At 36.6% G+C, this 23228-nt stretch carries 8 protein-coding genes, 3 tRNA genes and 4 pseudogenes; 5 read left to right on the top strand and 10 right to left on the bottom strand.

The window, feature by feature from the left end; all coding sequences use genetic code 11:
- Positions 1-2171 (bottom strand): annotated as a pseudogene (locus V5N68_RS01540) (hypothetical protein); the annotation flags it as partial.
- 1053 nt (positions 2172-3224) lie between these two features.
- Here V5N68_RS01540 and V5N68_RS01535 point away from each other — a divergent pair.
- Positions 3225-3629 carry a hypothetical protein gene (locus V5N68_RS01535; RefSeq protein ID WP_332065418.1) on the top strand — a complete coding sequence of 135 codons (405 nt, stop codon included), beginning with the start codon at positions 3225-3227 and terminating at the stop codon, positions 3627-3629.
- Positions 3630-3657: 28 nt separating this feature from the next.
- On the opposite strand, the pseudogene V5N68_RS06125 reads toward V5N68_RS01535, so the two are convergent.
- The 6 genes and pseudogenes from V5N68_RS06125 to rplU all read right to left on the bottom strand — a co-directional run.
- A pseudogene (locus tag V5N68_RS06125) lies at positions 3658-4695 on the bottom strand (Vomp family autotransporter); the annotation flags it as partial.
- Positions 4696-4977: 282 nt separating this feature from the next.
- A pseudogene (locus tag V5N68_RS06120) lies at positions 4978-6801 on the bottom strand (hypothetical protein); the annotation flags it as partial.
- Between the two features lie 2030 nt (positions 6802-8831).
- Positions 8832-8921 (bottom strand) — tRNA-Ser (locus V5N68_RS01525).
- 446 nt (positions 8922-9367) lie between these two features.
- The gene (gene ptsP, locus V5N68_RS01520; RefSeq protein WP_332065416.1) at positions 9368-11872 is read right to left on the bottom strand and encodes a phosphoenolpyruvate--protein phosphotransferase; all 2505 of its coding nucleotides are present in this window, start codon (positions 11870-11872) and stop codon (positions 9368-9370) included.
- Between the two features lie 1049 nt (positions 11873-12921).
- Positions 12922-13191 (bottom strand): 50S ribosomal protein L27, encoded by a 270-nt coding sequence (gene rpmA, locus V5N68_RS01515; protein ID WP_332065415.1) that lies wholly within the window; start codon positions 13189-13191, stop codon positions 12922-12924.
- Positions 13192-13227: 36 nt separating this feature from the next.
- Complete coding sequence (rplU, locus tag V5N68_RS01510) at positions 13228-13683, bottom strand: 50S ribosomal protein L21 (protein WP_332065414.1); 456 nt, start codon at positions 13681-13683, stop codon at positions 13228-13230.
- Between the two features lie 308 nt (positions 13684-13991).
- On the opposite strand from rplU, the gene V5N68_RS01505 reads away from it, so the two are divergent.
- Positions 13992-14081: transfer RNA gene (locus V5N68_RS01505), tRNA-Ser, on the top strand.
- Positions 14082-14102: 21 nt separating this feature from the next.
- Here V5N68_RS01505 and pgi read toward each other — a convergent pair.
- The 3 genes from pgi to V5N68_RS01490 form a co-directional block, all read right to left on the bottom strand.
- Complete coding sequence (pgi, locus tag V5N68_RS01500) at positions 14103-15764, bottom strand: glucose-6-phosphate isomerase (RefSeq protein WP_332065413.1); 1662 nt, start codon at positions 15762-15764, stop codon at positions 14103-14105.
- 174 nt (positions 15765-15938) lie between these two features.
- The gene (locus V5N68_RS01495) at positions 15939-19073 is read right to left on the bottom strand and encodes an efflux RND transporter permease subunit (RefSeq protein WP_332065412.1); all 3135 of its coding nucleotides are present in this window, start codon (positions 19071-19073) and stop codon (positions 15939-15941) included.
- Positions 19074-20204 (bottom strand): efflux RND transporter periplasmic adaptor subunit, encoded by a 1131-nt coding sequence (locus tag V5N68_RS01490; RefSeq protein WP_332065411.1) that lies wholly within the window; start codon positions 20202-20204, stop codon positions 19074-19076. It lies immediately after the preceding gene.
- Positions 20205-20574: 370 nt separating this feature from the next.
- Here V5N68_RS01490 and V5N68_RS01485 point away from each other — a divergent pair.
- From V5N68_RS01485 to rpsU, 3 genes and pseudogenes are all read left to right on the top strand, one after another.
- Positions 20575-20651 (top strand) — tRNA-Arg (locus V5N68_RS01485).
- Between the two features lie 309 nt (positions 20652-20960).
- Positions 20961-22659 (top strand): annotated as a pseudogene (locus V5N68_RS01480) (formate--tetrahydrofolate ligase).
- Between the two features lie 174 nt (positions 22660-22833).
- Positions 22834-23067, top strand: a complete 234-nt coding sequence (gene rpsU / locus V5N68_RS01475) for a 30S ribosomal protein S21 (RefSeq protein ID WP_332065410.1) — start codon at positions 22834-22836, stop codon at positions 23065-23067.
- Positions 23068-23228 lie beyond the last annotated feature (161 nt).

The raw sequence follows: 23228 nt of genomic DNA, 5'->3' as shown, positions 1-23228 counted from the left end.
ATAGCGCTATCCTGATCATCCTGTTTCACAAAAAGATTTTTCTTTACGTCTGAAAGTTCACTAGTAAATTTACTATTAATGCCTTCGAAAGATTCATTTACAGCAGCAAATGCTTCAGAAACAGTACTATAACTCTCTTCTGTAGCACCTCTTTCAAGCCCAAATTTTTTAACTTTAAAGTTCGGAGCAGTAGTCCACTCACCATCTTCATATTTGGCATTACTATCTAAATATGTAGCAAGCTTATTACTCACTGAATGAAGCTGTGAACCATTAATTGCTTCATCGGAAAATTCAGAAACCTTACCATCCTCAACGCCAGAAATACTACGCGATGCACCCTCATTGTTTGCAACAGTAATTTGTGAACCACCAGTTGCTCCACCAATTGTGATAGCGCTCTCCTGACCACTCTGTTTAACAAAAAGATTTTTCTTTATGTCTTCAAGTTCATTGGTAAATTTACTATTAATGCCTTCGAAAGATTCATTTACAGCAACAAAAGCCTCAGAAACAGTACCATAACTCTCTTCTGTAGCACTTCCTCCTGACCCAATTTTTTTAACTTTAAAATCTGGAGCAGTCCACTCACCATCTTCATATTTAACATTACTATCTAAATATGCAGCAAGCTTATTACTCACCGAATGAAGCTGTGAACCATTAATTGCGTCATTGGAAGATTCAGAAATCTCACCATCTTTAACAGAGGATATTACTGTATTTCCCGCATCAATACCACTTGCTGTAACCTTAGGGCCACTAGCGATCACTAATCCACTTTCTCCAAAAGTATTACCCCCGACATCAATGCCACTGCCTGTAATTTTAAGTCCATCAGAAATTATCAATCCATTTTCACTAAAAGTATTATCCCCAATTTTAATGTTATCCAATTCAATATTTTTTGCCAAATCAAATATTAATTTATTTTTTTCAGAACCTTGCGCAATGGTGAGATTATCACTTCCTGCAGAAAAATCTACTACATCACCTAACCCAATATTCGTAGCATCTCCTCCACCAACAGAAAGATTCCACCCCTTTGTCGCCAATGCTCTTAAAGCCTTGATCTGCGCAACATTTACTGCATCGGTATCTGCAGCACCTGCTGTCACCCCTGTAATTCGCCTAGTCACCCCCCCTTGAGTATTACCTACACTAAACGCACCATGGGTATTTTTCCATTCAGCACTCTCTTCTGTTGATACCTCACCTTTCATAGGATCATAACCAGCAGCAGCAGCAACAGCACTGGACACAGACCCCATACCTATAGCAACACCATTTACAGAAAGAGCCTGCGCTCCTGAGCCAACAGCAACTGAATTAAGCGCTTCAGCCTTAGCACCCACACCAACAGCAATTGATTCTACACCTTTTGCTTCCACTTTCTTTGCGTCATCATCAGAGCTCCCAATTGCTATAGCTCTAGCAGCCGAAACACTAGCTCGCGACCCTATAGCAATTCCATAATCATTCTGCACATTTGCCCTAACCCCCAAAGCAACACTTTCTACACCAGCTGCAGTTGAAATCCCACCTAAGGCAACTGATCCATTTCCCCCTGCTTCTGATCCAATACCAAAAGCGACACTTGCTCTTCCACCCGCAAGCGCAGAAACACCAATGGCCATTGCCCCTCCAGCTGTCGTAGTTGCACTTGAACCGAATGCTACTGAATAATTCCCCGTCGCAGAAGCACCACAACCAGTTACAAAAGAATAAACACCATAGGCTTCAGGCATGGAGTTAATATTACCACGGGTCGTATGATTCCCTATATATCCAGAATTGCCTTGCGTATTCGCTTCAGCAGTCCAATTCACTTTTTTATCGTTTGTTCCATAAGGATGGAGCTTCTTGAATTCTTTATCCTCCATAAATCTTGTAAATTGCTCTTCTGCAGTTATTTGCCTAGACTCTACAAAAGAACCGCCTCCACGGCCAATAACATTATCAGCACCACAAAAATCATCATCACCGGCCAACACAATACTACCATGAGCACCTTTAGTATAGGCAACCCCAGCACCATTCGTACTGTGGATCGCCGCCCCAACTATCGCAAGATTTGCAGCAAAAACAGGAGATACACTCGATAAGAGCACAGACATTGTCACCCCTAATGAAACTGTTTTCATCTTTTGTGTTTTATATATTTTTTTCATAAAATCTCCTAATAAAAGACATTTTTTTTACATAAAAAAGACATATTTTATTGTTTAATTTGCTCTTATGTAATTGTTGTTTTTGATTCAGTTTGTTTTGGTTTTGCGTAATATTTTTCTCGTAATGAGTCTTTAACGTGAGAATGAAACCCTCAAGACAGACAAAAACAACCTCATCGTTCCCTTGTAAGGGAAGAATTGGTTGCTTGTGTGAATTGTATCCCCTTATAACGGGCTTCCTCCTGTATTTAGTTATCTAGGTCGTTTTGGCCGAAATGAGTCTTAAATAAGCTCTTTTAATACGTATAGGATATTAAACAAAATAGCAAACAAAAAAAACCGTACGTTTTTTTGTCAGAGGAGAAGTAAAATATTTTAAAATTAAATTTTAAGTTTATAGTACTTTGAATCTTAATTGAGATTAAATAAAGGAGAAAGTGTTAATTATTAGATAATTATCTGGAATATACCTTCGTAGAAAAGAACAACTCAAATGAATTTGATTAATAGTACCGGTAGATGAAAGAATGAGTTTCAGAACTTAATTGAAGAGTGTAACTTTTCTTAAAATTCAATATATAGTTAACAGATATAGTTAACGGTTATTGGAGAGTCTGCTTTTTGTGAATCTATCAAAGATTAAGGCGTAGTTCGCGATTTGAATGTCTTTATAGTTATCAACTTCTTCGTAATAAAACCTAAGAAAGAGTTTAAGGATTGCTTTTAATATACAAAAGCGCAGTTATTATATTTCTTTCGGCTGCACAAAATTTTGATAAATGATTTCTATTAATACACAGTATACACAGTAAATTAAGCTCTACTTTTTTTGACGCTTTACCAATACATTTTAATAGAAAATAAATTCAAAAAAATACTATTGTAATTAAAATTACAAGTTAAAGCCATCAAGCATTAGTGTTTTATCGTATAATAAATATACAACAACAAACGAATCTCAATAACACTGCAAATTATTTAATATTGATAGGGTATCGGGATATCTATTAAACAATTGCAAATAAAAGCCATGTCTCTCGAAAGCTTGCTGGTTTGGCAGATAGTGATATTTCTTCATCTTCTAAAGATGCAATCAATGGTTCACAGCTTTATTCTGCAAATAATGCACTTGCTGCATATCTAGATAGTGATGCTAAATATGAAAATGGGCATTGGAAAGCTCCGATTTTTAATGTTGCAACACTTGATACTGAAGGCAATTCTACAGAAACGAGCTACGACAATGTTTCTGAAGCATTTGCTGCTGTGAACAGTTCTTTCAAAAATACTTACACAAATATTAGAAAAGAGTTTACCAGTGAACTGACTAATATGAAGAGTGATAACCTTATTCAGCAGTCAGGAGGCAGTGGTATTATTACTATCGGTGATGCGGTAGGTGATACTGCTATTAATATAGAATACACCCTTGCTTTATTAAAAAACAAGGGCGTATAAATTTTGTTCTATATTTGAAATTTTCTTATTAATTTAGAGTGATATTCAATCCTGCACCAACGCCCCAATGACCCCCAGAATTAGTTACAGATAAATTAGATCGAACACCCCCACTCTCAGATGTATAACCAGCACCTAAAGCAAAAGCAGATTGGCTACGCCATATACCAGCACCAAACCCAACACTTAATTTTCCAGGTGTATCATTATAACGCAGATTAGAAACTGCTAAACCAATAGCTGCAGCTTGCCTTGCCTCTTTTTTTGCACCTTCTACACTATAACTCAAAACATCAAACTTCATATCTGTATATTGTTTAGATATTTCAACAGTATCATCTATGGCATTAACAATAATATTATTTACACGTTTATCTGTATATTCCTTTGCATCGTCAAGAACAATCTCCATCTGCTGTTTAGTATATTCATGTAACTGACCACCGTTTACAGCTTCCTTTGAACCTTCTGCAATATGACCATCCGCAAGATTATCAATGATCACAGGTTCACTTTCATCACCCCCCGCTAAAGTAATTTTATTGCTCTTTTCACCATCTTGACCTAGATCATACAGGACAACCCCATCTGACAAGCTGCTAAATTTATGTTCAATACCATTAATCTTGCTTTCAACATTCGTAACACGTTCATTTGTTTTCCAAAGCTGTCCCCCATTAATGGCATCAGTAGAATCTTCCGCAACCTCGCCTTCTGCTACATTGATAATCCTATTATTCGTACCATGATGAGAAGCATCGTAAGCTCTCTCCCCTTCATTCCAATGTAGAATACCGTCTGGGTCAAATTCATCTGTAATCTCATCAATACGAGCACTTATGTTTGATAAACTAGTATTAACACCACCAAAAGCATCCGCAACATTATTATATGTTTTTTCTTCAGAAATCCCAATGTTATTAAATTCAGAAACTCTGAAACTAGGAGCCGTCCATGCCCCATTATACATGGCTCCACCACCAAAAGAAGAAGCAATTTGAGCCCCCAAAACATAAAGCTGTGCACCATTAATAGCTTCTAATGAAGAAGCCGATATAGCGCCTTCTTTCACACCAGAAATGGTACGCGCCATACCCTCTTGGTTTAGAATATCTATTTCCGTACCTTCTACAGTCTTACCAATCGTAATCAAGTGAGCATCTCCATCATACGCAATAAGGCCACTACTGCCTGGAGCATCGGAAATTTTACTATAAATATCGGCAATAGAAGCATCGACAGCACTAAAAGCAGCTCCAACATTATTATAGGATTGTGTACGAATAGTATAAAAGGGTGCCTTACCACCAGATTCATCTGCATCACCAAGATAAGCAGCTCTACCACCAAAGTAAGAAGTAAGCTGATCGGCTACAGCAAAAAGCTGCCCCCCATTAATGGCATCAGTAGAATTTCGAGCAACTTCACCAACCTCTACATTGATAATCCTATTATTGGTACCATGATGAGAAGCATCGTAAGCTTTCTCCCCTTCATTCCAATGTAGAATACCATCTGGATCAAATTCATCTGTAATCTCATCAATACGAGCACTTATATTTGATAAACTTGTATTAACACCACCAAAAGCACCCGCAACGTCATTATATGTCTTCTCTTCAGAAATCCCAATGTTATTAAATTCAGAAATTCTGAAACTAGGAACCGTCCATGCCCCATTATACATGGCTCCACCACCAAAAGAAGAAGCAATTTTAGCCCCCAAAGCATAAAGTTGCGCACCATTAACAGCTTCTGATGAAGAAGATGAAATAGCCCCTTCTTTCACACCAGAAATGGTACGCGCCACATTGTCTCTGTTTGTAATATTTATTGCAGCACCTTCCACAACCTTACCAATCATGATATCACCGCCATCACCGCCCTCTTGCTGAATAAGGGGACTGCTTGCAACATCAGCCACTGTATCTGTAATATTTTTTATAAACTCATCAACCCCCCTAAAAGCATCTGCAACATTACTGTAATTATTGTTGTCAACAGTATAAGTTGGCGCTGTATTGGTAGACACATTTGCACCACCACCCAAATAACCAGTTAGAGAATCAATCTTACCCAAAGCGATATAAAGCTGCGCACCATTAACAGCATCCGTTGACTTTCCCGTAAGAGCTCCTTCTTTCACACCAGAGATAACACGTGCTATACCATCCTTATTTAGAATATCAATTACACTACCACCTATGAGCTTACCAACAGTGACTATACCATCATTATACTGAACAAGATCATTATCTGACATATCGGATACTTTGCTATAAATATCTGTAATAGAATTATCAACAGCTCCAAAAGCATCCCTTACATTATCATATGCCTGAGAACGAATGGTATAACTTGGTAGATTATTTTGAAGGACATCTGCATTACCACCCAAATGCTGTGATATATTAGAAGAAAGTGCTGACACATCTCCTTTCACCTCATTTTTGACTTCAAAAAGTTGTGAGCCATTCACTGCCTCTGCTGAATCTGCGGCAATTGCCCCTTTTGCAACCCCTGCAATTGCTTTACTTCCAGCTATAATACCGCTTCTAGTCATACTTGGACCATTTGTAATCGTCAAACCAGTATCGCTCAGACTGCTTTCTCCTGTTACTACACTATCAACTTTAATATTGTTAGCCAAACTAAATATTATATTTTGGCTAGTGCCTGTTGCAATTTTAATATTCCCGTCATTGCCATTCCCGTCTGTTTTAAAATTTATTGGGGAATTGGCTCTAACACTTATAGTTGATCCCCCATTAATAGAAAGTTGCCATGGCTGTACCGCTAATTTTCTTACAGCTTTTAGCTGCGCAACATTTACCGCATCAGTATCTGCACTCCCAGCAGCCACTCCTGCAAGCTGACGAGTTAGATTATTTGTAATGTCACCAATACTAAAAGAAGCTAGAGTACTTTTCCATATCGCATCACCAATATCCGTTGCAGCATCATCTGACGGGCTATAACCCAAAGCGCCCTTATCAACTCTAGAAGCAGACTGCGCACCCACAGCAACACCGCCTGTCGCGTATACGTGCACACCTTGACCAATAGCAATTGAATTTGCTGTATGAGCGTTAGCATTTAAACCTATAGCAATCCCGTTTTCTTGTGTCTGTGCATTGGACCCCAAAGCAACACCATATTGACCTGACACCATTGCACCATCTCCAGAAACTACCGAACTCGCTCTCGGCAATGGTACAACTTTTTCATTTGTAATCGCAGAAACTCGAAAGGCTTTAGGTGTATCATTCGCAAGCGTTTCCATATAGGCCTCATTATTGCTCACCTGCTTATCACCAGACAAAACGCCCTGTTTAGCAACAGCTCCACGAGAATTATAATCTTTAACTACTTGATTTGGACCAGATACTTTATAAACATTTTCTGCAGTTTTTAACTTACCAAAATTTGAATTTTGATCTGCATAACCACTAATATTACCTGCAACACAGTTATTGTTATTACCACTTAAAGCAATATTAACCTGACTATTTGGGGAACACGCTAAAAGAGAAGAATCCGCATTCAACACGCTTGTTCCTTCTATCGCGAAGCTTGTCGCAAAAACAAAAGATACACTTGATAAAAGCGTAGCCACAACTGTTCCACAAGAAACTACTTTAATAAAACTCCGTGTTGAATATAATTTTTTCATACGAATCCTCCCTAAATAAAATTCAACATCACCGCTAAAACTAAAAATTTTTATGATAAAATCCTTGACTTTCTCAAAAAAAATAAAATACCCCCTTCGCTGAAACAGCCATTCATTCCAGCAGCACTATAAATTTCTAAAAAGATATTGAATGGAAAACGCCCCCCCCTGCAATAAGGGAACTCACGCCAAAAAAGCAATATAATTCTAAAGCATAGCGATTTATCCTCTGATAAAAATGTCCTTTACTAAAGGGCTTTTTAATTAAAGTCAATTAAAGAGAAATTCTACTATTCAAAATACAGCGCAAAAGCAGAACGACAAGAGTATCAAAGTAATTTTTTGTAAAGTTACAAAATATTGCATATTTACTTTTGCATAAAAAAGCACTTTCGCCACGTAAGCGATATTAATAAATTTGCCAACCTATTACAGATTAAAGATTATAAAGACATATAATGAGAGCACCAAACTTTATCATCTTCATTGTTTACCTGAAAGGAAAATACTTCTCATTCTAAAATAACTTTAAAGAAAAAGAATATACAAAATATGCTTTTTATAAAGCTTTTATTTCTAAGTTAAACCTTATTCTGAAAAATTCCTCAATATCCTGTATGCTCTAAATAATTTTTCTTATTTTGTTATATGCTCATTAAAGCTTTGGTTGGTATTTAAGCTGCACAAATGAACTAAATTATTTGCAAATTTTCTTTGTGAGAAACTGATATAATTATATTATATCAAATAAACGACGAAAAAGTTAGGATAAACATAAAATTAATGTACTCAACATTGATAAAATAGACAAATTCGCAGCAAGTATTTTCTTGCTAATACAACACAAAATAAAAATGCATATCATACACAAATGCAATTTTAACTGTATAAAACGAATACGTACTTTTCTATTTCTTTGTCTTTTAAAATGATTAATCGCTGTCTATAATGCCCTTGTTAACCTACTGTGAATCTATTGCACTAAGACAGATTGATTTAATTTCAATGCCGCATAAAACATGTTATCATTAAAACTTTATAGTAAATGCTCATTTAAAAACGAAGTGTAATTTGCGGATGTATGGTGCATTATTTGCACTGTGATTTTAAATAATGGAGCAAACTTGAATGTTGATATCACTAAAAACAATCAAACAGGGATATTTTCCTACTACACTTCAAAACTTTTATGCATACGATAAAGGAACTTTATCTTTAGAATAAAGTGAAGAATAAAAATATTTTATTGCTGTAGAGAAGTGATAAAGTGCCGTTAGAAAAGATAGCGCACTTTCAAACGATAAAAAACACTGCACACTTCAATTTTAATGCCATGCATGCTTATGCTATATTATCTAGAAAATTAAATGAAAGCAGTTAAGAAAAATAACTCAGCATTACATAATTATTGCTTCTAAAACTTTCAATTATAAACTTCTTTCAGATGGACTATCGCAAAAGCCGATGCAAATCACACTAAAACTCTGTAGCTAGACCATCAAAAAACAGGAATATCTATTAAAGCTTAATGGCGGAGAGAGAGGGATTCGAACCCTCGATATGGTTTCCCATATACACGCGTTCCAGGCGTGCGCCTTCAACCACTCGGCCACCTCTCCAATGCTTCGCACTATACTTAGAAAAAAATAGCATTCAAGCTGAAACTACACATGCTGCACATGTAAAATTAAAAAATTACTTCATTCATAACAGCAAAGCATCATACTCATTATTTTTACAATAACTCATTCATTCTCTTTAAGGAGCTTTTTATCAGATAAACATAGAAGATTAATCATTTTATCGAGCTTTGCTCTTCACTAATGCATAAACAACCCAACTGACATATAAATCATATTTTAAAATTAAATATTAAATGCCATTTCATTAAATCTAATTAACGATCAGCAAAATAGGAAATCTCATTATTTTTTTCTTTTTAATCCTATATCATATATTCATTACGCGAAGGTAATATACTCCGCACCTACAATAATCGTGTAAATGAGATTGTACAACTAAAATCGCACACTTGCCAATATCTAATCTAATTTAAGATATTCTGTTATTGTATACCCTTGTTAAGAGCGCGTACTTCCCGTGCAGTTTCACATTGTAACGCCCTTTTTGCCAAATCTCTCATATCTTCAAAACTGTGCGCCTGCAAACACATCTTTACTGAGGTGATATCACAGGATGTCATGGAAAGCTCATTAATTCCTAATCCCGTCAAAATCATCGCTGCAAAGGGATCTCCAGCCATACTGCCACATACACTAACCCAGCATTCATGTTTTGCAGCGCCTTGAATAGTCTGATAAATCATGCGCAAAACCGCTGGATCAAGACTATCAGCTTCAGATACAAGATAAGGATTCTGTCTATCAATAGCCATTGTATATTGAGTTAAGTCATTGGTTCCAATAGAAAAAAAATCAACATAACTGCTTAAAATATCTGCCATAATAGCCGCTGCAGGAACTTCAATCATAATACCAAATTTCAATTTTGGCGCCCCAACATCATTTCGAATTTCTACTGCAATCTTTTTGATAGCAAAAACTTCTGAAACAGACATAATCATTGGAAATAAAATCCATATATCTCCTCCTTCTTTCGCTGCCCGATACAAAGCACGCAATTGAGGAACTAGAAGATCACGTCGTCGTAATAAAAGACGTGTTCCCCGAACACCTAAAAAAGGATTATCCTCTTTAGATAAATGTAAATGTGTAACTTGTTTATCCCCACCAATATCGAGCGCACGGATAATCAAGGGCTTATCCCCCACAGCTGCAATCATCGCGCGATAAACATTTAATTGCATTTCTTCATCTGGAATGTGAGAACTATTTAAAAATAGAGACTCTGTACGCATTAGTCCAATCCCTTCAGCTCCCAAATCCAGTGCAGAAGAAACCTGATGTACGTAATTAACATTAGCCATAATACGAATTTTTCGGCCATCCATTGTTTGCACTGGCAATCCACAAGAACGCACTTCACCACCACGTTTTTGCGCAAATATGCTTATCTGTTTCTGAGCATCTTCAATATCTTCAAAAGTAGGATCAAGGTAAATAAAACCATTACTACCATTAATAATAGCTTGAACATCGTTCTCAACTGTTAAAATACCACGACCTGCAGCAACAACCATTGGAATACCGAGAGTACGTGCTAAAATGGCTGTATGCGACATAGGTCCTCCCCATGCTGTCACTAACCCCTGCACTTTTTTACAATCAAGCTGAGCAACATCAGAAGGAGATAAATCATCTGTAACAAGAATAGTACCATGAGGAATATCGCTTAAAAAAAATGATCTATAAGATGGATTAATTTCACCCAAAACGCGACGACCAACGTCAATTAAGTTAATAGCACGTGCTGCTAATAAAGGATTATCTACTTTAGAGAACATATCAACAAACTGTCGAACAGCTTTATCCCAAGACCAATCCACACCATGGCCTTCTGCTATCAAACAACAAGCTTGAGCTATTAGAGTTTCATCCTCAAGCAAAACCATTTGCGCAGAAAAAATAGCAGCAGAATCTGGCCCCATACGAGATGTGATATCATCCATAATTGATGCCATTTTATGCTTTGTCTTCATAAGGGCACTTTCAAGACATGCAGTGCCAATAGCAAAATCAACTGGTTGATCCGTGATGACAATATCATTCCGCCTTAAAACAAAAACTTTTCCAATAGATAACCCTGGACTTGCACCAACACCAGAAAGACCTTCTTTCCTAGAAGGTGGATACCAACCATAACAAGCTTTGGTTTGATTCTCCATTTCTTGCATTATACATTTTTCGCTAATACTAATTTTTTTTGCGATAGAAATTGCATCCTGGAGCAACTGCATACCTTTTTCAGCATCTGTTGAAAAAATTAAAACATCTCCGTTTTTTGCCCCTAACTGCAATAAACCAACCAAATTTTTCATTTCAACAGCATATTGACCGCAACGCACTCTAATAGAGTTTTTAACCTTTTTGGCAAAATCAACCCAAAGAGAAGCTGGCCGCGCATGAAGTCCACTAGGATAATCTAACGTCCATTCTTGACATACCGAAAGATCGCCAACAGAAGCTTTCTCTATTTTTGCATCTTGACCAAACAAAGATTCAACAATCTGTTGTTTATTAGCGGTTGTTGAAAGTGTTTCAAGCATTTCCTTATTAAACAAAAGGCGAGACAGTTCTTTACAAATTTTTATGTAGCGATCTGGATGAGCCGCAATAGCAATAACCAAACGCGCTTTATTTCCATTCCACCATTCAACACCAGTAGGAATTTGTACAACAGAAACAGCATCTCTGATAATTAAATTACTACTTTCAACCATTCCATGAGGAATTGCTATACCATTTCCAAACCAAGTGTTTGCCGTTATTTCTCGTTTGAGCATACTTGCAAAATAGGACTGCTCAACTGCACCAACCTGCACAAGCAATTCAGCAGCAGCATAAATCGCTTCATTTTTATGCTCAAAGACAGCCGCAAGTTGCACAGACTTTATAGACAAGATTTCCATCTTGTTAAAATCCGCATCCATTACTTCTGCCTCCTCAAGTTTTATAATAAATCAAAAATATTTTCAATAAATCGCATTTCAAAGCCTCATTTCCAAAAATATAAACAATTACACGACTTTTCTTTGTTTTAAGAAATATAATCAAATAAAAAGCTCAACTAAACTCTCTCGTCTTTACCACTCTTAAAAAAGACAAAACCCCTTATATATTTAACAAACAGAAGATAAATCAAAAATAGAGCTCAAAACATGCGGCAAAAATTGTAATTACTTTCACGAAAAGAAGTCGAATATCCAATCATCTACAATTTTCAGCTGATATTTCAATTTACCTCATCCTAAAACAAAGCAACTTTCTTTTTAGAATTAATTACAATAATTATCCTTATCTTATTTTAAAAAATTCTTTATAATTCAACACCTTATCAAACAGTGTATTATTTTCTCAAGGAAGTATTATACTTATAAGACATTATCTGTCTCTGCACCCGTAAATATCTTCTCATCACATGCTTATACAGCAAAAACAAAATAGTTCCGCATATACACGTAACCTAACCTTGCTGCACCTCTATAAAAAGATAAAAACCTCATAAAATGAAAAAACATATTGTTTTCAAATGAATATTTACCACCCATTCAATAAGTTTCAATCTTGCATTATATAACAATAAATGAATCAGAATGATACTCATGATGTGAGCCCACACACGTAGACCATTTCAATTTCAAAATAATCTCTTGAAAAACGTAGCGTTATTACGAATTAACCGAAAACTCCCCAGATCACCTCGTACTTTTTCATATGCACATGGAGCGTACGAACTACATTTATATTATTGTCATACACTTACAATAATTTCAATATCACATTTATATTTTAGCATAAGCTCTACATTATATATATTTAAAGCATTATATAAAACTTTACTATTCGTCCTATACCATTCTTTTCCATACCCAAAATGCAAAAAAGGAAAGATAGTATACTCTACCCTTCCTTATAGAACCAAATTGATTTCATCAATATTATCAATGATGTATCAGAAAGCTTCAACCTATATCATAGTTTACTTTGCCACTTCCGTCATAGGAATAACAGAAACATACGAACGGTTATTTGCCTTTTTACGAAAAGAAACCGTTCCATTTAACAAGGCAAAAAGAGTATGATCTTTTCCAATACCAACATTATCACCGGGATGCCAACGAGTGCCACGCTGACGAACGATAATATTTCCAGCAACAACAATTTCACCACCAAATTTTTTGACACCAAGACGTTTTGACTCCGAATCGCGACCATTCCGCGAAGAACCACCAGCTTTTTTATGTGCCATAGATGTTCTCCTTTAATCTTTATTACTTATTTGATGCTAAGACTGAATCTCTTTTGACACAGTCTTTGCTTTAGAAGTTTGCGTGGCGGCCTTTTTGAGAGAATCATTAGCCTTTGTTTCCTTTCGTGCAGCCACCTTTTTGTCAGCTGACTTTACGCTTGCTTTTCCTAACTCTGAATGAGCAGCCAAAACCTCCATAATGCGAAGTGTCGTGACCTCCTGGCGATGACCACGCGTACGCTTTGAATTTTGACGACGACGTTTTTTAAATGAAATAACTTTACGTAAACGACCCTGCTCTACGATTTTAGCCGTAACAACAGCACCAACGACAATAGGTGCTCCAACGGTTGCATTATCTCCCTCAGAAACCATTAACACATCTTTAAATTCAACAATATCATCGATATTACCAGTAATTTTTTCAACTTTTACAAGCTGATTAGCAACAACACGATATTGCTTTCCACCAGTTTTAATGACTGCGAACATTATATATCCTTTCGTTCGATCCAGCTCTTATTTCACTTTTAATTTAAACAATAAAGGGAAACAGGCCACTTTTTATCAGTCGAAATAAACCTAAAAGGAGTATCAAATACTCATATACAAACAGTGTATGCATAAACCTCTCCATGCTTACACCTGAATACATATGATAGAATTTATATTCTCTGTCAAGAAAGTCGAATAAAAAAGAAAAAAGGGATTGTTCAAAAATAAATTGAAGGTTATTTATTCTTCATTCTTGATTTAGTAATTTCTAAAATGGAAAAGCTCTATTACATTTTAAAAATTGCGGAGAGATGGCTGAGTGGTTGAAAGCACCGCACTCGAAATGCGGCATAGGGGTAACTCTATCGGGGGTTCAAATCCCTCTCTCTCCGCCACATCATTAAATGAAATAGCATTTAAATTTCTTTACTAAAATAACGTCTCTCTTGAATATGATCTAAGAGCCCCAATGTAGAGCTATCACGATTATAAGCTTTATTTTTTCCACAAATAATAGGAAATAACTCATTAGCGAGTTCTTTTCCTAATTCGACACCCCATTGATCAAACGAATTAATATTCATCAAAACGCCTTCAACAAAAACGCGATGCTCATAAAGTGCAATTAAACGACCAAGCGTATAAGGAGTCAGCAAATCTTGAATTAACATAATACTTGGTCGATTCCCTGTACAACTTTTATGAATTGCAAATTTATCTATCTCACTATCATAGGTTTCACCGTTGACAATGGCGCATCGAGCATCTTCAAGACTACGACCTTTCATCAAAGCTTCTGACTGCGCTAAACAATTAGCTACCAACATATCATGCATGTGATATAAATGAGATTCATGACTGTTTACAAATAAAATAAACTCTACCGGAATAACATCTGTTCCTTGATGCAGAAGCTGAAAAAAAGTATGCTGTCCATTTGTCCCTGATCCTCCCCAAGTAATCGGACCGCTAGAAAGAGTTATGGGACGACCATCTAAAGAAACGTCCTTTCCATTTGATTCCATATCAAGCTGCTGTAAATAAGCTGGAAGATGGGCTAAGCGCTGTGCATAAGGAATGATAGCGCGCGACGAATAACCACAAATGACACGGTGCCAAAACCCTAAAAGAGCAAATCGAATAGGAATATTCTCTCGCAAAGGTGCATATTTAAAATGTTGATCCATTCGTTGAGCTCCTTCAAGAAATTGACGAAAGCCTTTAGCTCCTATCGCCAACATAACAATCAAGCCTACCGCAGACCAAATTGAATGGCGCCCCCCTACCCAATCCCAAAATTCAAAAATTTTTGAAGAATCTATACCAAAATCTATCGCTTTATCGATTGCACTTGAAACAGCAACGAAATGTTTCCTGACTGCCTCTTCCTTTATATGTAAGCTAATCCATTGACGTGCTACACGGGCATTTTCCATTGTTTCAGTTGTCGTAAAAGTTTTAGAAGCAATAATGAACAGAGTCGTTTCTGGATTTAAATCAACAAGAATATCGGCAATATGTGCGCTATCTATATTAGAAACAAAGTGACAACGTGGACCATCATGATAAGGTCTTAAAGCATTCGTAACCATTGCAGGACCAAGGTCAGAACCTCCGATACCAATATTCACAACATCAGTTATCCTCTTACCGCTGCTTCCTCTATAAGTACCGCTGCGAACTATTTCAGAAAAATTTTCCATATGAGCAAAAACAGCTTGAATATCCTGAACAACGTTTCGTTTATTTAAAATAAAAACTTCATTAGGAGGTAAACGCAAAGCAGTATGGAGAACCGAACGATTTTCAGTCGCATTAATGAGTTCACCCGAAAACATCGCTTCACGCCGACCTAATACATCTGCCGCAACAGCTAAATTATCTAAAAGATCTAATGTACGAGGCACTATACCACATTTTGAAAAATCAAAAAGGAGATCATCAAGTCTTAAGGAAAAATTAGCAAAACGCTGTTCATCTTTTGCAAAATGTTGACGAATATCATGAGCCTTATCTCTCACAGCATGTTTTTTTAAAGCTCTTAAAACGTCCTCAAAGATTTTCTCATTGCGGATCATAAATTGTATCTCCTATGGTCGTCACCAATAGAATTAAACATCAATGATAGTAAGCTAAAAAACGCCCCTCTATTACCCACTAATTCTTATTGCTCATACAGCGATAGGTTAGCGCGCAAAAAGGTTAAGATAACGCCTTATAAAAAATCATCTGGCCATTATTCTCAAATAATATCATTCAACTTGGCTTAGCTCTTTTGTTAAGCGTGCAGCCTCTTCTGCTTTTGGTGTCACAAAACGTCCCAAAAAGAGATAAACGACCGGTGTAACGTAAAGCGTACAAATAGTCGCTAACCCTAAGCCACCAACAATAACCCAACCCAATGCTATCCGCGCTTCAGCACCAGCCCCTTTCGCTAAAATCAAAGGTATTCCCCCTAAAATAGCACAAATCATTGTCATGCAAACTGGACGAAGACGAATATTTGCTGCTTCCTCTATAGCTTCACGTATACTTTTACCCCGATCGCGCAACTGATCTGCAAACTCAACAATTAAAATCCCATTTTTGGCCATAACACCAATTAACAGAATCAAACCAATTTGACTGTAAATATTAAGACTAGTACCGCTTAAAAGCATAGCAATCACTGCACAACCAAGACCCAATGGCACAGTAGCCATAATAATAAATCCAGAAATAAAACTTTCAAACTGTGCAGCTAAAACTAATAAAATGATTATAAAAGCAATTCCAAAAACAATTGCTAAATTGGAAGATGTTTCACCAAGCGTTGCAGCTTCTCCCAAAGGAACAATATAATTATCCTCTGGTAATAAGGGAGCTGCAATATCCTGCATAATACGGTAACCACTTCCTAACGCAACACCTGGAGCAAGATTTGCGCTTATAACAACAGCACTCATACGTTCCTCTCGTTTTAATTGAGGTGTAGTCGCTTTTTCTTGCATATCTGCTATAACTGATAAGGGAACGTATCGATTATCTTTTGTCTTTAAAACAATATTTTCTAAATCTGCAGGATCATGGATGGAATTTTTACGTGATATAAGTTTTACATCGTAGGAATGATTATCCACATAAATGGAGCCAACTTTTTTTCCATCTAACATTGCCTGCAATGTATTAGCCAAATTAGTAACATCAATTCCCAAGTCAGAAGCTTTTTCTCGATCAATGTCAATAAAAAATTGTGCTTGTGTCGCATCCACAGTAAGTCGTGGACGTACAAAATGCTTATCAACTTGTAAAGCACTTACAAGCTTTCCAGCAACTGACTGTAACTTTTCATAATTATCTCCAAGAACTGCAAACTGTAATCCCTGACCAGTTCCTCGGACGCCTAAAGAGTTTCCTTGTGCAACAAATACAAGAACTGACGAAAATTTCCTCACTTTTTCATTAATATCTTTCACAATTTCTTGTTGGTTACGCGAACGTTTTTCCCAAGATGAAAGCAATAAAATAAGGAAAGCTCTATTAGATGCACCACCCATCCCAGCAATAGAATAGCTATTGACAACTTCACCAGCATCGCGCAATGGTTGTAAGCTTTCTTCAATTTGTTTTACCTGTTCATTTAAATATTGCGTTGAAATTCCCTGAGGCCCATTAACAACTAATAAAACAGCAGCCCTATCTTCTTCCGGTGTTAACTCATGTTGTAGTTTCATATAGCCTCCAAAGCAAACACCTAAAAAGACAAATGAAACAAAAACAACAATCCACGGATGTTCTAAACACCTATGTAAATTACGAGCATAATGTTCACTAAAAAAAGTACCTAACTTATTTAAAAACATAAAATAACGAGCATCTTTTTCATTATCCGTAACATGTTCTTTAAGCAAACGTGAAGCAAGCATAGGACAAAGTGTCAAAGCAACAACCGAAGAAAGTAAAACAGAAATCGCTAAAACAAAACCAAACTCTCTAAAAAGTCTTCCAATTTGCCCTGGAAGAAAAGAAATAGGTATAAAAACAGCTACTAAAGTCAATGTGGTCGCTAAAACAGCAAAAAATACTTCTTTTGTTCCCAAAACAGAGGATGATAAAGAACCAAGCCCCATATTGCGCCGTCGTATAATATTTTCAAGAACAACAATTGCATCATCGACAACAAGACCTGTTGCCAAAACAAGCCCTAAAAAAGTGAGAATATTCAAAGAAAAACCTGCAAGATAAATCGCAGCAATTGTTCCAACTAAAGCCACCGGTATAGATATTGCAGGAATAAGCATTATACGCATATCCCGAAGAAAAAGGAAAATAACCACAATAACACTGAGCACTGCAATGGCCAATGCAGACTCTACTTCATGAAGAGCACCCTTAATAAAAATGGCATCATCACTAATAATATTAACAGACACAGAAGGAGGCAAAGTTGTTTTTAAGTGAGAAAGAACTTCTCTAACACCCTTAGAAATATCAAGGGTATTAGATTGTGCTTTACGCACAATACCTAATCCAATACCTGTTTCTCCATTAACACGAAGAATAACTGTTTCTATATCAGGAGATAAAGTAACATGTGCAATATCACCAATCTTTACGTGAGGTTTTAGTAAAACTTGTTCGAACGCCTCTGGCGTTGTCAATCGAGCAGTAACACGCACAATTAATGCTTCTTTAGAATTACGCAATGACCCCACAGGCGCATCTACAGACATATCAGAAAGAACACGCGCAACGTCTGCTACGGTTAATCCGTAACTAGCAAGCTTTTCTTGATCAATATCAATCTGAAAAATTTTTTTGCGAGCATTATCGACTTTTACATCACCAACACCATCAACCGCAGAAATTAAATCAACAATTTGGTCATCTACAATCGTTGTTAAATCATCAATACTCATTGTTTGTGAATTCACAACTAAATACATAACTGCAGCAGCATTAGAATCTGCTTTAATAATCTGAGGAGAATCCGAATCTTTAGGCAAAGAACTTGTAATACGAGAGATGGCATCACGAATATCAGAAGAAGCAACATTTAAATCGACACCAACATTAAACTTAATTTCAATACGAGAACGACCAAAAGAAGATGTTGAAGATATCGTTTTAACTCCTGAAACGCGCGAAACTGCATCCTCTATAGTCTTTGTAATTTCACGATCAATCGTTTCAGCTGATGCACCATGAAAATTTGTTACAACCGTCATTACTGGGATATCTACATCTGGCAATTCACGTATATCAACACCTGTCCACGCAGCAAATCCTGCAATCATAATCATAGCATTTAGCACAAAAGTAAAAACTGGCCTGCGAATAAAGAGTGCTATAATACCGCCTTGCTCTGGCTTTTCCAAAGGCTGTGTTATTTCAGATTCTTGGCTCATTTATGCATCCTGCCCGTCAACTGTTGATAGTTTTTTTTGATGAGCCTCTGCATCATCAATAATAGCGCTTCTACCTGGATAAAGCATTTGAACGCCCTGAATGATAATTTGATCCCCCTCCTCGAGAGAAGCTTTTACAAAGACTTGATCTTCTTTATGTTGAATAATTGATACTGGAACGTACCCTACCTTTCCATCTTTTACACGCCAAACAAAAGATCCTCTACTGTTCCACTGAACTGCAAGAGGATCTACAACTGGAAAAAGACCATTAAAAAAACTAAATTGAATGGAAAAAGACATACCGGACATAAGCATATCCTTCTCATTTTCAATTTCAACTTGAACATGAAGTGTACGACTGTCTTCATCAATTTTATTATCAAGAGCGTAAACATGACCTACGAAAGTTTTGTCTGGCCGCGCTATTAGATTCGCAACGACTTCATCTCCTTTATGAAGGTGAGGTACGTACCGCTCAGGGACCCACACATCAACCAAAACACGCTCCCTATTTTCAATACGACCTATCACAGTATTCAGAGTAACCGTATTTCCTATATCAGTAGGGAAAATACCAACAACCCCATTAATTGGGGCACGAATTGTTCGCCTATCAAGAGCTAAATCAGCATCACGTAGAGCTAAATTCGCATTATCTAAATCTAACCGTGCAGCAATTTCCTGAACCTCTGTTGCTGTATTAGTAGCGCGCAATTTAAGAGTTCGTGAAAGGGCCAATTCACTATTGTCACGCTGCACCTTTGCCCTTGCGACAGCGATTTCTTCTCTTTTAGAGTCAAGCTTTACAATCAAATCTCCTGCTTGTACTTTTTCTCCTGCAGATACATAAATTTTATCAATAACGCCCCCTGACCAAGGAGTTAAATCTGCTGCTGCAATAGCTCGTCCATTACCGATAGCAATAAACTGTTTATAAAAACGTCGAATTTTAACAGGATTAACAACAACATGCGCTGGCGGCATCCCTCTCGATGCCTTTGATGTTGCACTCGGTATATTTTTTACTTTAGTAATAGATTGTTTTGAACCGTGTTTTGACCAAAAATAAGTAGCAGTCAAAACAATGGCTAAAAACACTAATGGAATGATTTTTCTTAACAACCCCATATACTATACCCCTGCTTTGGAATCATATGTAATTTTTTTGAAAAGCCCCTCAACAAAATAACCGAGTTCGACACAAGAACCGGAATCTACAGGCAAGTATCCTAACTTAAGCCGGCCAGAGAACATAGCCTATCCATTGCTATGCTGTCAATCTAACTATAATTTTGTGCGCCCTAGTATAAAACATTGTTAATATACCATTAAACGCACATAAAAAACTTATTAAATCCGAAGATATAATGTAATTTTAAAAAGATATAATGCATAAATGGATAAAATTTTTATTTCTGTCAAGTTTCACTTGCAATTCTAAAATGAAACGATTAGGAAACCTTTAGTCTTATATAAGAAGATTAAAATTTAAATGTGTGCACCCGTAGCTCAGCTGGATAGAGCACCAGACTACGAATCTGGGGGTCAGGAGTTCGAATCTCTTCGGGTGCGCCACCCTTTCCCTTTACTTTAGATGCTTTCTTTTTTCGTGATTCTCTTTACATACTGAATAGAGTTTGTTGAAATAAATTGAAACTATTTGGCATTTTTCATATTTTAGTACTTTGATTCTTCAACTTGTCACCTATCTATTTACTTTACTGAATATCCTATAATGATGAATTCTTCTTGTCAGTAACTCGCCTTGCTCTTCACCCAGCGCTGTATAGCAAACCTTTAGTGGTATTTAGCTACCTGTTTTATGTATTACAAAACTTTTACTTCTTTCTCTATATATACAATTATATAAACAATCTAACATCAATAAAAACTAAATTAAAGAACTCTCCTACGTCCAAAACAGATACTGAAATTGCCCACGCCGCACATAAAAAACATATTACTGAAGTTGCAGAAAAAATTGGTATCGCACATGAAAATCTTATTCTTTACGGATATGATAAAGCTAAAATTTCCTCTGCATACATAAAATCTCTCAGTAACAATCTGAATGGGAAACTTATCCTCATCACCGCGATCAATCCAACACCTGCTGGAGAAGGAAAAACAACAACAATTGGGCTTAATGATGCCTTCAATCTGATTGGAAAAAAAAACAATAGCAGCTTTAAGAGAGCCATCTTTGGGCCCTTGTTTTGACATGAAAGGGGGCGCTACAGGCGGTGGTTATGCTCAAATTATACCGAGAGATGACCTTAATTTACATTTTACAGGCGATTTGCATGCTATTACCACTGCTCATAATCTTCTCACTGCAATGATAGATAATCATCTCTATTGGGGAAACAATTTAAATATTGATCCACGCCGAATTGTTTGGAAAAGAGTTCTTGATATCAATGATCGAGCATTGCGTGATATTGTTATTTCATTAGGGGGAATAACCAACGGCTTTCCACGTCAAACCGGCTTTGATATTACTGTCGCATCAGAAATTATGGCAATTTTTTGTCTTGCCAATGATGTAGAAGATCTAAGGCAAAGACTAAAAAAAATTATTGTTGCCTATCGCTATGATAAAACACCTATTACAGCTTCTGACCTGAATGCTGAAGGCGTGATGACAGCTCTTCTTAAAGATGCTATACAACCTAATTTTGTGCAGACCATTGAAAATAACCCCGTTTTTGTCCATGGCTGCCCTTTTGCTAACATTGCTCATGGCTGCAGTTCAGTAATTGCAACAAAAGCTGCTTTAAAACTTGCGGATTATGTTATTACAGAAGCAGAATTTGGCGCCGATCTTGGAGCAGAAAAATTTTTTGATATTAAGTGCCGACAAGCGAATATTGTCCCAGATGCTACGGTAATTGTAGCCACAATTCGCGCATTAAAAATGAATGGGGGCGTGGACATAAATAACCTGACAGTAGAAAATATCACCGCTTTACAAAAGGGAGCAGATAATCTTTTACGGCATATCAAAAATATGGAATTATACGGTATCCCTTGTATTGTTGCCATCAACCATTTTGATACTGATAGTAATGCTGAAATAGACACATTGCAAAGAATAGTAGCAACAACTGGACACAAAGCCGTTTTATGTTAACATTGGAAACACGGGGGAAAGAGGGCTATAAATCTTGCACAAGAGGTTATTGGCTTAATTGAAAAAAATGATGCTCATTTTAAAGTCTTGTATCAAGATGATCTACCACTCACGCAAAAAATTAACTGTATTATAAAAAATCTATATGGTGGACGTAGCGCCATAATTCCAAGCCGTATTCTCAAACAACTTGAATACTGGGAAAAAGAAGGCTATGGGACATACCCTATTTGCATGGCAAAAACACCCTATTCTTTTTCTACAGACCTTACAAAATATGGCGCCCCTGTTGATTTCGAAATTCCAATACGAGAAGTTCGTCTCTCGGCAGGTGCTGGTTTTATCATTGTTATTTGCGGAGATATCATGACGATGCCTGGCTTACCACGTAATCCGATCGCCGAAACAATACATCTTGACAAAAATAACGAAATTCAAGGTCTTTTATAAACTTATATTCCTAAATTCGTTATAGATGACGAAAAATCATAAATGAAAAAAATAGGGTTTTTTAAAATGATATAGACAAACACTTCATTTATGTGCTATGCACTACTTGGATATCTTTTAATGAAGATTGATTTTTGCCCATTATTGATAGATTGAAATAAAGCAGGATGGACTGTGCAAGTACTTGTTCGTGATAATAATGTTGATCAAGCGCTGCGTGCGCTGAAGAAAAAAATGCAGCGTGAGGGCATTTTTCGTGAAATGAAAATGCGTGGATACTATGAGAAACCCTCCGAGAGGCGTGCACGTGAAAAGGCTGAAGCCATTCGCCGTACGCGTAAATTGGCGCGTAAGCGTGCGCAAAGAGAGGGCCTTGTAGGAAATGGGCGGGTTAGTGGTATAAGATAATATATTCCTTTATATGCTGTTAGAGAGTCAGTATAGGTTTAAATTGTCACTGATTGAAAGGAAATGGTAGATGTGTTTTCTCATTTTGTCTAAGTTAATCTTAAAGCTTTGGATACTTTGGGAAAATCAGGAAGATTAGAAATTAACTCGATTATTTTTAA

It is taken from the genome of Bartonella eidoli, assembly GCF_036576145.1.
GTDB lineage: Bacteria > Pseudomonadota > Alphaproteobacteria > Rhizobiales > Rhizobiaceae > Bartonella.
This window is presented reverse-complemented; position numbering and strand designations above follow the sequence as displayed.